The 16,027-nt window shown below is 49.5% G+C and carries 12 protein-coding genes; 5 read left to right on the forward strand and 7 right to left on the reverse strand.

Annotated features, from left to right (window positions below; translation table 11 throughout):
- Nucleotides 1-171: 171 nt before the first annotated feature.
- The 6 genes from SOI44_RS09515 to SOI44_RS09540 form a co-directional block, all read right to left on the reverse strand.
- Nucleotides 172-1,341, reverse strand: a complete 1,170-nt coding sequence (locus SOI44_RS09515; RefSeq protein WP_331348977.1) for a cation:proton antiporter — start codon at nt 1,339-1,341, stop codon at nt 172-174.
- A 2-nt stretch (nt 1,342-1,343) separates the two neighbouring features.
- Nucleotides 1,344-1,688: a hypothetical protein gene (locus SOI44_RS09520; RefSeq protein WP_331348978.1), complete on the reverse strand. Its 345-nt coding sequence runs from the start codon at nt 1,686-1,688 to the stop codon at nt 1,344-1,346.
- 86 nt (nt 1,689-1,774) lie between these two features.
- Nucleotides 1,775-3,136, reverse strand: coding sequence for a DUF349 domain-containing protein (locus SOI44_RS09525; RefSeq protein WP_331348979.1), 1,362 nt, complete (start codon nt 3,134-3,136; stop codon nt 1,775-1,777).
- A 132-nt stretch (nt 3,137-3,268) separates the two neighbouring features.
- Nucleotides 3,269-4,282, reverse strand: coding sequence for an MmcQ/YjbR family DNA-binding protein (locus tag SOI44_RS09530; RefSeq protein WP_331348980.1), 1,014 nt, complete (start codon nt 4,280-4,282; stop codon nt 3,269-3,271).
- Nucleotides 4,279-6,027 (reverse strand): ABC transporter ATP-binding protein, encoded by a 1,749-nt coding sequence (locus SOI44_RS09535; protein WP_331348981.1) that lies wholly within the window; start codon nt 6,025-6,027, stop codon nt 4,279-4,281. The genes SOI44_RS09530 and SOI44_RS09535 overlap by 4 nt, the downstream gene beginning before the upstream one ends.
- Nucleotides 6,024-7,745 carry an ABC transporter ATP-binding protein gene (locus tag SOI44_RS09540; RefSeq protein ID WP_331348982.1) on the reverse strand — a complete coding sequence of 574 codons (1,722 nt, stop codon included), beginning with the start codon at nt 7,743-7,745 and terminating at the stop codon, nt 6,024-6,026. Before SOI44_RS09540 ends, SOI44_RS09535 begins: the two co-directional genes overlap by 4 nt.
- A gap of 97 nt (nt 7,746-7,842) precedes the next feature.
- Between SOI44_RS09540 and SOI44_RS09545 the strand changes: the two genes are divergently transcribed.
- Entirely contained in the window at nt 7,843-8,703 is an 861-nt protein-coding gene (locus SOI44_RS09545) for a LysR family transcriptional regulator (RefSeq protein ID WP_331348983.1), read from the forward strand.
- A gap of 175 nt (nt 8,704-8,878) precedes the next feature.
- Nucleotides 8,879-11,011: a sodium-translocating pyrophosphatase gene (locus SOI44_RS09550; protein ID WP_331348984.1), complete on the forward strand. Its 2,133-nt coding sequence runs from the start codon at nt 8,879-8,881 to the stop codon at nt 11,009-11,011.
- Nucleotides 11,012-11,085: 74 nt separating this feature from the next.
- Here the strand turns inward: SOI44_RS09550 and SOI44_RS09555 are convergent, their stop codons facing one another.
- A complete protein-coding gene (locus SOI44_RS09555; protein ID WP_331348985.1) occupies nt 11,086-12,735 on the reverse strand; it encodes a phage tail tip lysozyme in 1,650 nt (549 codons plus the stop codon).
- Nucleotides 12,736-12,869: 134 nt separating this feature from the next.
- Here SOI44_RS09555 and SOI44_RS09560 point away from each other — a divergent pair, with 134 nt between their 5' ends.
- The 3 genes from SOI44_RS09560 to SOI44_RS09570 all read left to right on the forward strand — a co-directional run bounded on the left by SOI44_RS09560 (nt 12,870) and on the right by SOI44_RS09570 (nt 15,823).
- On the forward strand, nt 12,870-13,811 hold the full coding sequence (locus SOI44_RS09560) for a putative ABC transporter permease (RefSeq protein WP_331348986.1): 942 nt from the start codon (nt 12,870-12,872) through the stop codon (nt 13,809-13,811).
- A gap of 81 nt (nt 13,812-13,892) precedes the next feature.
- A complete protein-coding gene (locus SOI44_RS09565) occupies nt 13,893-14,201 on the forward strand; it encodes an aspartyl beta-hydroxylase (protein WP_331348987.1) in 309 nt (102 codons plus the stop codon).
- Nucleotides 14,202-14,206: 5 nt separating this feature from the next.
- Complete coding sequence (locus tag SOI44_RS09570; protein ID WP_331348988.1) at nt 14,207-15,823, forward strand: ABC1 kinase family protein; 1,617 nt, start codon at nt 14,207-14,209, stop codon at nt 15,821-15,823.
- The last annotated feature ends 204 nt before the right edge of the window (nt 15,824-16,027 follow it).

Consider the following 16,027-nt stretch of genomic DNA (forward strand, 5'->3'; position numbering starts at 1 on the left):
TCATAATCACGTTTTGCTTTTTCTTCCCGATTCATAAAACAACCCTTCCATATACATAAATATTATATCACAATTAGCGCTAATCTGCATAAAAACAAAAGAAAATCTCATCACAATTTCTCATGATAAGATTCTCATTTTGAGGGTTACTCGTTACAGCCCCTTTACATGTCAGTTTGTATGAATTTCTCCTGCTTTCTGCAAAGCTGTCTTGGTTGCAATCGGGCCGACAATCTCATAGACAAGGGTTGCAGACAGGATGACGGTCAGAATCTGAGAGCCATACTGCGGCAGCTGTGTCACTGCCAGGGTTGCCATACCAATGGCAACACCAGCCTGCGGCATCAAAGCCCAGCCAATGCCATCCTTGACAACCTTCGGGCACTTGCGGATCGTGGCACCAAGCCAGGAACCGATCCATTTGCCAGAGAAACGGGTAATGATGTAGATCACACCAAGCAGACCGACCTTCGGCAGAGAGAACAGATCCAGCTGTGCGCCGGAAATCACGAAGAACAGCATGAACAGCGGATATGTCCAGTCATCAACGGCGTTCAGGATGCGCTCCGCATCATTGCGCAGGTTGACGTAGACGGCACCAAGCATCATGCACATCAGCAGTGAGCTCAATCCGAAGTGATCGGCAATGGCAACAGCACAGAAGACGGCCGCAATGCAGATGGACATACGATTGGTATGGGAATGGAACCAGCGGTGGCTCAGTGCCACCAGGAAACCAAGACCGGCACCAATAGCCAGTGCCAGGATGATCTGCAGCAGCGGTACAAGCAGTGTATTAACTACAGAGAATGCCTCACCATTGGCAATGCCCTGGGCAATGGAAATGGAAATGGAGTAGGCAATCAGGCCAGTCGCATCATCGGCTGCTACCACTGGCAGCAGGACACTTGTCAATGGGCCGGATGCTTTGTACTGACGTACTACCAGCAGTGTTGCAGCAGGAGCAGTAGATCCAGCCAGAGCACCAAGCACGAGGCACTCTGCCGGCGGGAAGCCGCAGACCAGAGTGACAATATCAACCAGAATGACAGCACCGACAGACTCAAACAGAGTAACAACCAGAACAGTTGTACCAAGCTTCTTCATGTCCTCCAGACGGAACTGATCACCAATGGAGAAGGCAATGAAGCCAAGGGCAACAGAGGTAATCAGGCCGAGTGAAGAAACTGTATCTTTGCTTAACAGATGCAGAACACACGGTCCGATCAGAACACCGGCAATCAGATATGCTGTGACATTGGGCAGATGAACAAGCCGCGTCAGTCTTGTCATCAGCAGGCCGGCACACATAGCCAGACCAAGATATAACAGAACAGTCATGCTCAGTTGGCGCTGGTTCCTTCACAGCGGCTCACAGGCAGTACGAACATGACGCCGGTATTCGGCAGCCTGAGATCTCCTGACACCTGATGGACAATATCAATTGCCTTCTGTACCTGATCATCCTCCAGCAGTACAAGAATCATCTTATTCTGAGGACGCTCCGGGTTCAGAAACTGGCGCAGACCGCCAAAAATAGCAGGCGCATTCACGCTGTCCGCATTGACAGCCGCAAGCATGCCTTCACAGTTAACAATGGAAGCACCATGAATACCGGCAGCCATCATCTTTTCCATGATGGGTGTGACCGTTTCTTCATGATTTGTAATATGAACTAACAGTTGCATCTTCTATCCCTCTTTCCGATGCCCATTATAGCCTTGTGCAATTCATCTGACAAATGAAAAAGGAAGGACATGCCTTCCCACTTTGATCAGTCATCAAGCTTGGACTTGAGATCCTCAATGTCCTTCTTCATGTTCTCAATGATGTTCTTCTTCTCAGCAGCTCTGCGGTTCAGACTCTGCTCTTCCTCAAAGTCATCCGTCTCATACACTCTCTCTTCCAGACGGTTCACCTGCTCACGCATATTGCGGATCTGCTCATCCTTACGGTCAATCAAAGACTTGAAGCGGGCCTGAGAAGCATCATGCTTGCCATTCCAGAACACATCCTTGGCAGCCTTGAACTCATCCCACAGACGGTCATTCTCATCCTTGCCGGAATAGCCAAGCTTCTTCCACTCAACATCCAGCTGCTTCATCTCATCCGTTGTCTCACGGCTGTAATCATTTCTTGCCGCAATTTCCTTGGCCTTCTCAATCAGAGCACGCTTGGCATCAATGGACTCCTTACGCTGGGCATCACGCTCCTCATAGAACGCTCTGCGCTTTGTAAAGAACTCCTGGCGGGCAGCAGAGAACTCTTTCCACAGAGCCTCATCTGTCTCATGGCCGGCACTCTTGACAGCCTTCCAGCTGTCCATCAGAGAATTCATCAGATCACCGGTTGCCTTATAGCTCTTGATGTCCTTGACAGCTTCCTGTGCCTTGGCAACAAGCTCTTCCTTCTTTGCCTTGTTCTCAGCACGCATCTTGTCCAGATTGTCAAAGTACTCATCCTTGGCAGCGAAGAACTTTCTGCGGGCATCACGGAAAGCAGTATGCAGCGCATTATCTGCAGCACCGGCACTTCCCAGCTCATCCCACTTGTCTTCCAGCTCTCTCAGCTTTGCCTGACCAGCCTTCCACTCCTGGGCATCTGCCAGCTTGGCAGCCTCATCCACAAGCTCCTGCTTTGCCTTGGTATTCTCGGCAATCACATTCTTGTTCTTCTTAAACTCATCAGCCTTGCGGTTGAACCACTCATTATACTCGGCATCCTTGGCAGTACCCCAGTCTTCAATGCCAGCGAATTCCTTCTTGAGTTCTTCAACCTTGGCAGAATTCTCTTCACTCGGCTGCAGATCATTGATCTCCTTGCAAAGAGCCTGCTTCTTATTCAGGTCAGCTTCCAGATCCGCCAGAGCATGGTCACCATGACTGGTGCCATATTCCACTTCACCGCCCTCGGATGCAGGATGCTTCAGAGTGAACATTACGTATCCTTTCTCATTTTGGATACCGAACCACTCTCCGTGTCCGTCATCCTTGCCTTCGACCGGTACAGCCGCATTTCCATTCTCATCCTTGGCGCCATACAGAACAGTGATTGCCTTTCCGCCAAATGACTTGCGCTCCTTAATGGAAATGTTGGCATACTTCTCGTCGTAACCAGGCAGTGTTTTCCAATCCATACTTTTTCCTCCCTCGCGAATATGGAACTGTTGTCAGTTCGAAACTAATCGGGCTTTTCCGCCCGAATCCACCCGGTTATTTTACATGAAACCCGTAATAATGGGAAGAAAAACCGGTTAATTCCTGAAAAATCATGATATCTTCCACAGTGCTGCATGCCCCAGAACTTTCTTTTCCTGATCAGAAGGCAGATGGCGCAGACTGCGCGGTGCCCGTAAGCCAATCTCTTTCAGAAAGGCAAGATCGATCTGCCCCCGGGCATAGCGTTCTCTTACCTGCAGCACCATCTCTTTATCATCCACCCCAATCACTTCAAACTGATACAGAATGCACCCATAGGGACGGGCATAGTACAGATACACGCGGTCATGCACAAGCACATTGGCATCCTTATGCCATGTGATCGTATCGGTGTTTTGCAATGCGGCAATCACATCAAACTGCTTTGGATTGGCCGGCAGCAGCCAGGCATGACAGGCAGGTCCGCCAACAAGCACACCTGCCTGTTCCAGTAATGACAATACATCTGCGTCATTGACTGTATCATTCATCTCCAGAGATACCCAGCGCTGCTGGTTCATATGCCATGCCCGGCCAAAGCCAGCCTGTTTCAGCAGATTTTCCTTATCATCACTGCGGAAAACAAGTACCTCTGTTGTTGTATCATCCCCATCTGGAAACACTTTGGAACGCATTACAGGTGAAAGAAAGGCAAACCACCTGCCATCATCATGATGAAACACACCAATGGAAGGATCTTTGGCAAACAGATGGTCGATGGATATCTTCATCTGATCCTGCACCAGAGCAATGATGCGCTTTGACTGAGCAAGCTGATAGTTTCCCTGTACACAGCAGGCATTGCGGATCAACAGCAATGTCTGCAGATAATCTTTGCGCACCTGATCGACATATGTTCCTTTTGATCCCGGCACATACAATGGCACAAAACGTTCTCTGCTTTCTTCATCAATGCAGTCAGCCCGCAGACTTCTGCCATCTGATGTCATTTTGATCAGAAGACCGCTGCCAATTGGTTTTTCAAACACAAGCATGCCATCTGTTTTGACAAAGCCAAAAGCCATTGCCTTTTTGGGATCTATCTGCCAGCCTTCCAGCAGGTCCCATCCCGGAAATGTCTTCATGCCATCTCCTGTACACTGGCAAACTGTGCCTCATACAACTGCTTGTAGAAACCATTTTCCTGCAGCAATTGATCATGTGTGCCTCTTTCAATGATCATGCCATCCTTCATCACCAGGATCAGATCCGCATTGCGGATGGTCGAAAGACGATGTGCCACCACAAAGGTTGTCCTGCCTGCCATCAGATGGTCAAAGGCATCCTGAATCTGGATCTCCGTACGGGTATCAATCGAAGAAGTTGCCTCATCCAGAATCAGCATCTGCGGCAGAGCCAGCATCACTCTGGTAATGCACAGCATCTGTTTCTGGCCCGCTGACAAAGTATCCTCGGTGATTTCCGTATCCAGGCCCTTGGCCAGCTGGGAAATAAAGCCCCAGGAATGTGCTTCTCTGCAGGCCGCAATCATCTGCTCTTCACTTGCCTTTGGATCTGCCATCGCCAGATTCTCACGGATCGTGCCGTTTTTCAGCCACGTATCCTGCAGCACCATGCCCCACTGCTGGCGCAGGGAATGGCGCGTCACATTCTGAATATTCTTTCCATCCACCAGAATCTCACCACGGTTGACATCATAGAAACGCATCAGCAGATTGATCAATGTCGTCTTGCCGCAGCCGGTTGGTCCAACCAGAGCAATATGCATGCCCGGCTTTGCCTCCATCGTAAAATCACGAATCAATGGCTTATCCGGATCATACTGGAAATACACATGGTTCAGCTGTACATGTCCCTGTACATCCGCAAGGACTTCCTCCTTTTCCTTTGATTCCGGTTCAGTCTCAATCAACGCAAAGATACGGTCGGCACAGCTCAGGGCATTCTGCATCTCCGTCACCACACTGGAAATATCATTGAACGGCTTCATGTACTGATTGGCATAGGCCAGCAATACGCTCAGACCGCCGACGGTCAGTTTTCCCTTCAGGATCAGAAAGCTGCCAGCCAGAGCAACAATGGCATAAATCAAAGAATTAACAGCACGCGTGCAGGGATTGGTCAAAGACGAGAAGAAAACTGCCTGCTGAGAATAGTCCTGCAGCTCTGTATTCAACGTTTCAAACCTCTTTGAAGCCTTCTTCTGATAGCCAAAGGCCTGCACAACCCGCATGGATCCGATCATCTCATTAATATATGCTGTCTGATCGCCTCTTGTTTTGTTCGCTTTCCGGAACATGCCATAGGCCCGGGAGGCAATGAACTTTGCGACCACAAAGGACAGCGGGGTCAGGATCACAACAAGCAAAGAAATCTCAACAGACCGGGAGAACATGAAATACAGGGTGGCAATGATCATGATGATGCCGGAGAACAGCTGACTCATGCCATTGAGCAGGCCATCTGACAAAGCATCGGCATCACCGGTTACACGCTGCACAATATCACCGGAACTGTGACGATCCAGTACGCTCAATGGCAGATGCTGGATCTGCCGCATCGCCCTTGCCCGGATCTGCCTGACAGTCTGGTATACGACACGGTTATTGATGATGTTCATCAACCCTGTCAATACCGCCGTGATCACAATGACAATCACGGTCTGTTTCATGATCACAGCAAGTGCACCAAAGTCCACCTGCCCTCTGCCCACAATCTCATCAATGCCTCTGCCAAAAAGGATCGGCACATACAGCTGGCCGATCACACTCAGCCCGGCCAGAATCAAAGAAGCCAGTAACAGAAAACGGTAGCGGCCGATATACTGCATGACTTTGGCAAATGTTTTCCGTGAATTTTCTTTATTCATGCGGCTGCCTCCTTCCGGTTCTGTGATGCTTCAATTTCCTGATACACAGGACACTCTTTCATCAACTGTTCATGAGTGCCAAGCCCAACCGGCCTGCCCTGATCCAGCACCAGAATGGTATCCGCCTGGCGGACCGCACTGATGCGCTGGGAAATGATCAGAGTTGTTGCCTTCACTTTGCGCAGTGCCTGACGCAGCCTGGCATCTGTTGCATAGTCCAGGGCACTGGCAGAATCATCCAGGATCAACAGCTGCGGCTGTTTAACAAGCGCTCTGGCAATTGTCAGTCTCTGCTTCTGTCCACCCGAAAGATTGCGGCCATTCTGCTCAATCACACTGTCCAGCTCACCGCTTTTGCCCATCACAACATCCTTTGCCTGGGCAATATCCAGGGCCTGCCACAGCAAAGTATCATCCGCATCCTCATTGCCAAGTTTCAGATTGTCACGGATACTACCGGCAAACAGCTCCGCCTTCTGCGGCACCACCCCGATCATCTTTTCCAGCTGTGCCTGTGGATAATCACGCACATCTTCACCCTCGACTTTAATCTTTCCCTTTGTCACATCATAGAAGCGGGCAGCCAGATTCACCAGTGTGCTCTTGCCGGCACCAGTGCCGCCAATCACACCAAGCGTACCGCCCTTTTTCAAAACAAACGATACATCTGACAGAGCATCCGCACCGCCGCCTTCATACACAAAGCTGACATGGTCAAAGGCAAGCACGGTATCCGGATCCGATGGCACTACCTCTGTATCGGGATACTGCATGCCAGGCTGAATGGCCAGTACATCCTCCACACGGTGGGCACAGGCAAGTGCCTTATTGATCGAAATGATCAGATTGGCAAGCTTGATCAGCTCCACCACAATCTGGGCCATGTAGTTATACAGAGCAACCACATCACCCTGGGCAAGGGAGCCAAGATTGACCTGAATGGCACCGCTTTGCAGCAGAACAACCGTAGCCAGGTTGATCAGAATATAGGTTGCCGGATTCATCATGGCGCTCAGATTACCGGCTTTTTCATTCAGCTTTGTCAGATGTTCATTGGCCTCATCAAACGCCTGTACTTCTTCCTTTTCCCGGCAGAAGGCACGGATGACACGCACCCCAAGTAGATTTTCACGCACAAGAGACAGCACCTTGTCCAGTGCCTTCTGTGCTTTAGCAAACAAAGGCATCGAAGCATACATGATGCCAAAGACAACCAGGGCAAGCAGCGGAATGACAACGGCAAAGATGATGGCACACTTCACATTGATCGTGAAGGCCATGATCATGGCCCCAAAGACAATGAACGGACTCCGCAGCAATAACCGTAAAGCCAGATTGAAGCCGGTCTGCACCTGGTTGATATCTGCAGTCAGCCGGGTGATCAAAGTATCGCTGCCCTGTTTGTCCAGATCGCTGTAAGACAGCTGCTCGATATGATCAAATACTGCCTGGCGCAGATCCGTGGCAAAGCCGACACTGGCTTTGGCTGCAAAATACTGGGCCGTGATACTGAAACCAAGCCCCACTGACGCCAGTACCAACAGCAGAATAAAGCAGCGCACCAGAAAGCCGGTATCATTTCCGGTAATGCCGCGGTTGATCATCGCCGCTACAACCAGCGGCACAAACAGATCCAGCAAAGCTTCCAGCAGCTTGAACAGCGGTGTCAGAATACTTGCCTTTTTATATCTGACAAGATATTTTCTCAGATTGCTCATACATCCCCTCGTTTCACACAGCCATGTTACCATTGTCATCTCATAGTAAAGATATTATTATCATTCAAAAATATACAATTTTCATATGGGAGGAACCATGGAACTGAAACAGCTGTATTACTTTGTAACAATCGTGGAAGAAGGCTCTGTTTCCTCTGCTGCCAGAAAGATCCATATGTCACAGCCGCCTTTAAGCACCCAGATCAAAAATCTCGAAGAAGAACTGCATACCGTTCTTTTCATCCGCCAGGGCCGCGGCGTGCGCATGACCAGGGATGGTGAAATCCTGTACCAGTATGCAAAGAAGATGCTGGAAATGGACAATACGATTCATCAGCGGCTGAAAGAACATTCAACCACACCTGAGCCTGTCACACTTGGCGTAATCTCCTCTTATGAATGTGATGCCTTCTACCAGGGGCTGAAGAGATTTCATAAACAGTATCCCGCCATTCCCTTCCAGCTTCATGAAGCCAATACCTATGATTTACTGGATGCCCTGCATGAAGGCACCATCTCCATCGCCCTGATCCGTACTCCCTATCCCGATCAGGATCTGGATGCCATTGAAATCAGTACCAGCCGGATTCATGCCGTATACAGAAAAAACATGGATATCAGACAACCCCTGTCCATCCAGGATCTTTCCCGATATCCACTCATCCTGTACCGCCGCTGGGCAGACCCCATCCGGGAAGCCTGCAACAATGCCTTCATCACCATCCATCCCATCATGGTCTGCGATGATGCCCGCACCTGCCTGCAGTTTGCCAGACACATGGATGCCATTTCCCTAGTGCCGGATACCCTGCCTGTTCCCTATCCGGAACTTGTCAGCGCACATATCGAAAATCTCAATCTGACCAGCAGCCTGCGCCTTGTCCATTGCAAAGGCCGGCTGGATGAAAATGCGGTCCGCTTCTGGCAGTGTTTCACTGCACAGGCACATTCTGATTGATTGTGCACACAAAAAGAAGGAAAGCGCAAAGAAATTGTAAGCGCTACCACTTGTAAATAAAATCGCAAAGTCTCATAATGAAGCCAAAGGATCATCAACAGAAAAAGAATCAGAAAGGAACAAGCAGGTGTATCATTGCCTGTTCAATAGCAGCCAGAGAAAGGGGAAAATTATTATGGTTTGGTGGCTCATTTTTCTGCTTGTAGCGATTTTGACACTTTGCTACATATTCTACAATTACAACAGCATCAGGAAACTCCCGGAAGGCACAAAGGACATGGCCAATATGGCCGCAATCATCCGGTCCGGTGCCAACACCTTCATCCGCACAGAGTTCCGCTCCATCGGAATCGTGACATTGATCATGGCCATTGTCTTCACATTGTTTATCGAGAAGACGTCGGGCCTGACCTTCCTGCTGGGCGCACTCATGAGCTCAGCGGTATGTATCATCGGTATGAAGTCGGCAACCTATGCCAATGTGCGCACTGCCAATAAGGCAAGAGAAACTCTGTCAATTGGCGCTACTGTCAAGATTGCCCTGATGGGAGGCTCAATCTCAGGTCTTTCCGTACAGGCTTTCGGCACCATGGGACTACTGCTTGTCTTAATGATCTTCAACGGTGTCAGCCATACATCCGTTGGCCAGGGACTTCTGTTATCCGTGCCCTGCAATGCCAGCGTAATGCGCGTCACGACATACTCGCTTGGATGCTCGCTGGTAGCGATGTTCAACCGTGTGGCCGGCGGCAACTATACCAAGGCGGCCGATATCTCCAGTGATATTCTTGGCAAGATCCGCCATGATCTGCCTGAAGATGATGCCAGAGTGCCAAATACGATTGCAGACTTCATTGGCGACAATGTCAACGATATTGCCGGCAACTGCTCCGATCTTCTGGAATCCTATGTAGCTTCCATCGCAGCCGGCCTGATGATCTCAGTTACCAGCTATGAAACAGCAGTCATTCTCAAAGAAACAAACATCACTGAGGCAACCTTCAATGCTACAACGATGTTTCCGGTCACCCTGGCAGGTGTAGGATTGTTCTCCTGCCTGCTGTCCATCATGTTTACTTCACTTCGCAACATGAAAGATGATCCCGAACATGAACTGGATCTTTCCAACTGGATCGCCGCCGGCCTGACCGTAGCCCTGTCCTTTGGCACATGCATGTTCTTATTCAAGGATGTCCCGCTCTATGATGAATTCCGGCTTGGCTGGATCTCACCTTGGATCTCTGCCCTGTTAGGAATTGCTTCCGGTGTTGCCATTGGTTCGATCACAGAATACTACACAAGCACCGATTACAAACCGGCAAGACAGCTGGCTGAGATTGCCACCGAAGGTGAAGCTTTCGTCATCACCAAGGGTGATGCCCTTGGCTCAAGAAGCTGCCTGCTGCCAATTTTGATCATCGGCATCTCACTATTCTTATCTGGTGTCCTTTGTGGAACATACGGCATTGCTATTTCAGCACTTGGCATGCTGTCATTCGTTGGTGCAACCGTATCAATTGATGCTTTTGGACCAATTGCCGACAATGCCGGCGGCTTTGCGGAAAGCTGCCATCTCGACCCGGAAGTCAGAGCCATCACCGATAAGCTGGATGCAGTTGGCAATACCACTGCTGCCATCGGCAAAGGCTTCGCCATTGGCTCCGCTGCCTTTGCGGCCGTATCCCTGATCGTTGCCTATGTTGCCAACTACACCGCAGCCGATCAGGTACCAGTGCTTAACATTGCCAGCTACATCGTCATCTCCGGCGGCATCATCGGCGGTGCCCTGATCGAATACTTCTCCGCCATCCTGACGGACAACACTATTGAATCTGCCCGTCTGATGGCAGATGAAGGGGACCGCCAGCTCTCTGTCAAAGGTGTGCTGGAAGGAACCGTACGGCCGGAATACAACAAGATGATTGAGATGGCTGCCAACCAGGCTTTAAAGAAAATGATGATGCCTGCCATCCTGGCCATCATCATCCCGATCATCGGCGGTTTCATTGCCGGTGCAGAATTTGTCGGAGGTCTTCTGATCGGCGCGACGATCACAGCCATTCCAAAAGCACTGTTCATGGGCAACTCCGGCGGTGCCTTCGACAATGCCAAGAAGTTCATTGAATCCGGCGGCATCAAAGGATGCGGCAAAGGATCCCCTGCCCATAAGGCTGCTGTCACCGGCGATACCGTTGGTGATACAAGAAAAGACGTCGTCGGTGTTGCCCTGGATATTTTCATTAAGATGATGTCCACTGTGGCAAATACCCTCGCCGTTGTCTTCAATACCGTACATCTGATTCACTGATATTCAAAAGGAAGAATGGGATCATCGCCCGTTCTTCCTTTCATTTACAAAAAAAAGAAGATCAGACGATCTTCTCAAAGCGCATTATAGAAGCTTGCGGCAATATTTGCCACGTTGTTCAAACCCGCAGAACGCTCAAAGTTTACCCGGAAGTATGTACCTGCATCCGCAGCACCCTGGGCATCATCCGAGAAACTGTTCATCGTGGAAATCATGCCGCTGCCCATCTCAGAAATCATGAAGGCAACCTGGCCGTCCACACTGCTGGAAGAATAGCCATTGGCTGCACAGAAGGCAGACAGATTGGAAACTCTGGATCCACCCCACTGGCACAAACCATAATAACTGGAGCCGGCATTCGGATTGAAACTGGATTCAATCTGCATGTTGGCAAGAATACCTGTGGCAGCGGCTTTGCTTAAGCCATAGGTATTGCGCAAGAGACTGTAAATACTGGACGCATTGGCACCTGTATCTACCGAAGCAGATGCAGTTACTGTACTGGAAACAGACGATGCAGAAGAAGCTGCTGTGACAACAACCTTCGGCTTTGCCTTGACGGTTACTGCCACCGAAGCATCCGATGCATTGCCATGATTATCAACCGCATGCACAGTTACCTGATAAGAACCTGCTGTATTGGGATCCACATTGGAACTCACGGTATACCAGCCGGTTTCATACAGTCTGCCCTGGGCATCATTAACAAGCTGGGCAGGCTCTTCCTCAACCTGAGTCAGTGCACCATCAGCTGGATCAGCCACAGAAGAGACAACACTGTTGGCATCAAAGCTGTCACCTTCAGTCAGCTCAACCGAATCAGATGATAAAGAAATCTCCGGTGCCCTGGTATCCTGCACAGTGTAAGTACGCTTGACACTCACTCTGGCTGTCTGACCATAGATATCAGAATCAGAAAGCTCATAGTTGACCAGTGTATCTCCTACCTTGGACAGATCCAGGCTGGAAGCACTTGTCTTCAATGTACCAGTATGGGCAGCGACCAGATCACTGACTGCCTTCTGGGCAGCCGGCTCATATTCAAAGACATTTGTCTCATTGCCATTTTCATCGGTATCAAAGCTGATATTCAGCGCATCCATCATCTGTGTATAGGACAGATCACGCTTCTTTACCTGCGCCTGATGATAGGCATTGGCAGCCACACCGGCTGCAGCAATAGCACAGGCACCTGACAGAAGCACCGGCATACTCAATGTATGTGTCAGGCTCTGGCTGCGTTCCTGTTCCTGCGGAACAGCCACATCCGCGGCTTCGGCATAATCCACAGCCAGTCTTGCCGGTACAGCCCTTGCCTTGACGGCATTCATCAAAGGTGAAGTCACTTCCGATACTGTCGGCTTGTCAATCTCAGCCTGGGCAGCCATGATCTCACTTCTCTTCAAGGTCCGGGTGTAAGTATTACGGATATCCTCACGGCGGGTATTCTCACTGAGAACCTGAACCAGATTCAGCTCAAACAGATCCGGATCAATATCTTCATGGTGATAGAACACTTCGGCAAAGGTCTTGCGGACAACGAATTCAGCCTGCTTGGCAGAGGTAATGGTATTGCGTGCCATGGCAAACAGATCATCATGCAGAAGACGGTACATCCGCATCATGCAGTCACGATCGCCGCCCCGGATTCTTTCAGCAAGCTCCGGAATACTCAGGCTTTCAATCTGCAAGCCCCCATTCATAGCCAGCACACTTTCACTCATGCGGATCATCCCTCCTTTGCGTATACTGCTTACGAGTTTAGCACAAACGCTCCCTCAGCACAAATCGGCGCGGAAAACACTGCATATTCATGGTAAAACAGTACTATTGAACAAAAGCAATGCAGGAGGATGACATGATCGCCGATATTCCCATCTTTGACTTACTTCGCTACTTCCTCATCTATTCCTTCCTCGGCTGGTGTCTCGAGGTTATCTGGCATGCCATCGTCCAGCACAAGATCGTCAACCGCGGCTTCCTCAACGGCCCGGTATGCCCGATCTATGGCTTTGGCATGTGCGGCCTTTTGCTGCTGTCAAATATTATCTCCAACACATCCGTATCAAACAGCAGAACCCCGTCCATCTTTGTCACCTTTCTTTCCGGCATGATCCTGTGCACACTGATTGAACTGATTGCCGGCTGGCTGCTGGAAAAATGTTTCCATGCCAGATGGTGGGACTATTCCAAACAGCCATTGAACTTTCATGGCTATATCTGCCTGCGCTTCTCTTTGATCTGGGGAATCCTGACCGTTATTATCATCCGCTTCATTCATCCTCTGATGCCCCATTCTGATCCTGTGCTTATCCATCCTTTATGGCAATGGATTATCATCGCCATTCTGTATGCCATCTACCTCACTGATTTCATTGTCACCGCAGCCACAACCAGAGGCTTTGACAAGCGGCTGGCCAGTCTCAATGAAACAAGAGACCGGATGCGGCTGCTCTCAGATCAGCTGGCCATTGCCCTGGGAGATGCCGGCCTGTCGGCAGCCTATGAAGCCAGGAAAGCAGAAGAAAAACAGACTTATGTACGCATGGAAGCACAGGATCATATTGAGATGAAAGAAGATGAGCATCAGGTCAAAGTGGAGCAGCTCAAACGCAAACATGCCGCTGCGGAAAAAGAATATCACCAGAAACTGGAAGAACTGGCCAGAGAGATTCATGCAAAGCCGATGCACACGGCAGGCAGAATCTACCGTGCCTTCCCATCTTTCCACTCCACTGCCCATGAAACCCTGTGGCAGGAAGTACAGCAGAAACTGCATGATATCCAGTATGAAAATTAAGGCAGACATTTCCCACATTTTGTGATGATTTTCTGCATCAAAAAAGCCAATACTGAAAGTAAGAAAACGGAGGTAAATCTCATGGAATTAACAGATGGATTAAAGAAACTCATGCTTGCCGGTGTTGGCGCAGCTGCCTTCACTGCTGAAAAGGCAAGTGACGTTGTTGACACACTTGTCAAGAAAGGTGAATTAACCGTTGAACAGGGCAAGGCACTCAACACCGAACTCAAGCACAAGGCTGAGGAAGTCAAGAAGGAAAAGGAAGAAAAGCCGGAAGAAAAGGAAGAGAAGAAGGATTTTGCTTCGATGGTTGACGGCCTTTCCGAAGAGGAACTTGCCAGCCTGAAGAGTGCCATCAGTGCACATGATGAAAAGAAGGATGCCTGAGCCGCATGGCAGAAGGCACTTCAAACAAAGCGCTGAATAATCAAAACGATGGCGGGTCTCGCTTAAAGCAGATCCGCCAGGTTTTGGTGCGCAACCATATCACCCGCGGCATTACCCCGGAAAAGCTGCGCATCATTCTGGAAGAACTCGGGCCGACCTTCATCAAACTCGGACAGATCATGTCACTGCACAGTGACATCCTGCCCAAGGCTTATTGTGATGAGCTGATGAAGCTCAACAGTGATGTCAGTCCGATGCCTTTTGAAGAAGTCGAAGAAATCATCAATGAATCCTGCGGTGCCCAATGGGCATCCTTCTTCAAGTCCATTGACGCCAAACCATTAGGATCCGCATCCATTGCCCAGGTGCATAAAGCCGTGCTCAAAGATGGCAGCGATGTCATCATCAAAGTACAGCGCAAAGGCATCTATGAAACCATGTCCCGGGATATCTCCCTGCTGCACAGGTTAGTCAAACTCATGCCGCCGGTAGGAGATCTCAAAAACATTGTTGATCTTGACATGGTGCTTAATGAAATGTGGTCCGTTGCCCAGCAGGAAATGGACTTTCTCAAGGAAGCCTCCAACCTGGAAGAATTTGCCCACAATAATAAGAACATCAACTATATCCGCTGTCCGAAGCTCTACCGGGAATATTCCACTTCCAAAGTTCTGGTCATGGAATACATAGGCGGCTTTGGCATCGATGATGTCAAAGACCTCAAGGAGAATGGCTACGACCTGCATGAGATCGGTATCAAGTTTGTCAATAACTATATCAAGCAGGTCATGGATGACGGTTTCTTCCATGCCGATCCCCATCCCGGCAATGTCAAAATTCTGGATGGCAAGATCGTCTGGATCGATATGGGCATGATGGGCAGACTGTCCGATCATGACCGCAGAGTCATGGTCAAAGGTGTGAAAGGCATCGGCCTGCATGATATTACGATGGTTGAAAATGCCGTGCTGGAAATCGGTGATTTCCGCGGCAAACCAGACCGCGGCCAGCTCTATCAGGATCTCAAGGGATTCCTTGCGGAGTACGGCAGTGCATCCCTTGGCAATATCAATATTGCGGATGCGATGGCAGACCTGATGGAAATCATGAAGAAAAATGAGATTTCCATGCCCCATGGCATGACGATGCTCTGCCGTGGATTAACCGTCATGCAGGGTGTATTATCAGAAATTGCCCCGGAAATATCCATGTCACAGATTGCCTCCAACCGGGTAACTGAAGAAGCCCTGGACAATCTGGACTGGAAGAATGAAATCCGCAAGGATATGCGCGCGGCATGGCGCATCAGTCAGAAAGGTGCCGAGATTCCTTCCCTGACCGCAGATGTTCTCAAAGAGTATCTGGCCGGCCAGGCAGGTGTTAACATTTCCCTGCATTCTTCCAAGAACTTCAATGACATTGTCCATTCGGCAGTGCGCAACTTTGTCATCGGACTCTGTCTGGCAGCACTGCTGATCTCATCCTCAATCATCTGCACCACCGACATGACACCGAAGATCATGGGCCTGCCGTTTCTTGGCTTTATCGGCTACTTTGCGGCCATTGCCGTTGGCACCGCACTTTGTATCCGCTATCTCTGGAAAAAGTACAAACACAAGTAAAGTTCAGAAGAAATTCACCAAAACTGCTCCTGTTTGCAGTACATTAGTGCAGTAACGGGAGGAAACTATGTTTGCATTTTTTAAACATAAGAAGAAAGAGTGTTAAGATTTTTTGAAAATGTCCCATCTAGTTAAACTGTTTTCAATCTTCACAAGTCTATTTTTTCTGGCGTCTGATTTCATTGAGAACTCCTTGAAGCTGTT

This window comes from Lactimicrobium sp., from assembly GCF_036453465.1.
Lineage (GTDB): Bacteria > Bacillota_I > Bacilli_A > Erysipelotrichales > Erysipelotrichaceae > Bulleidia.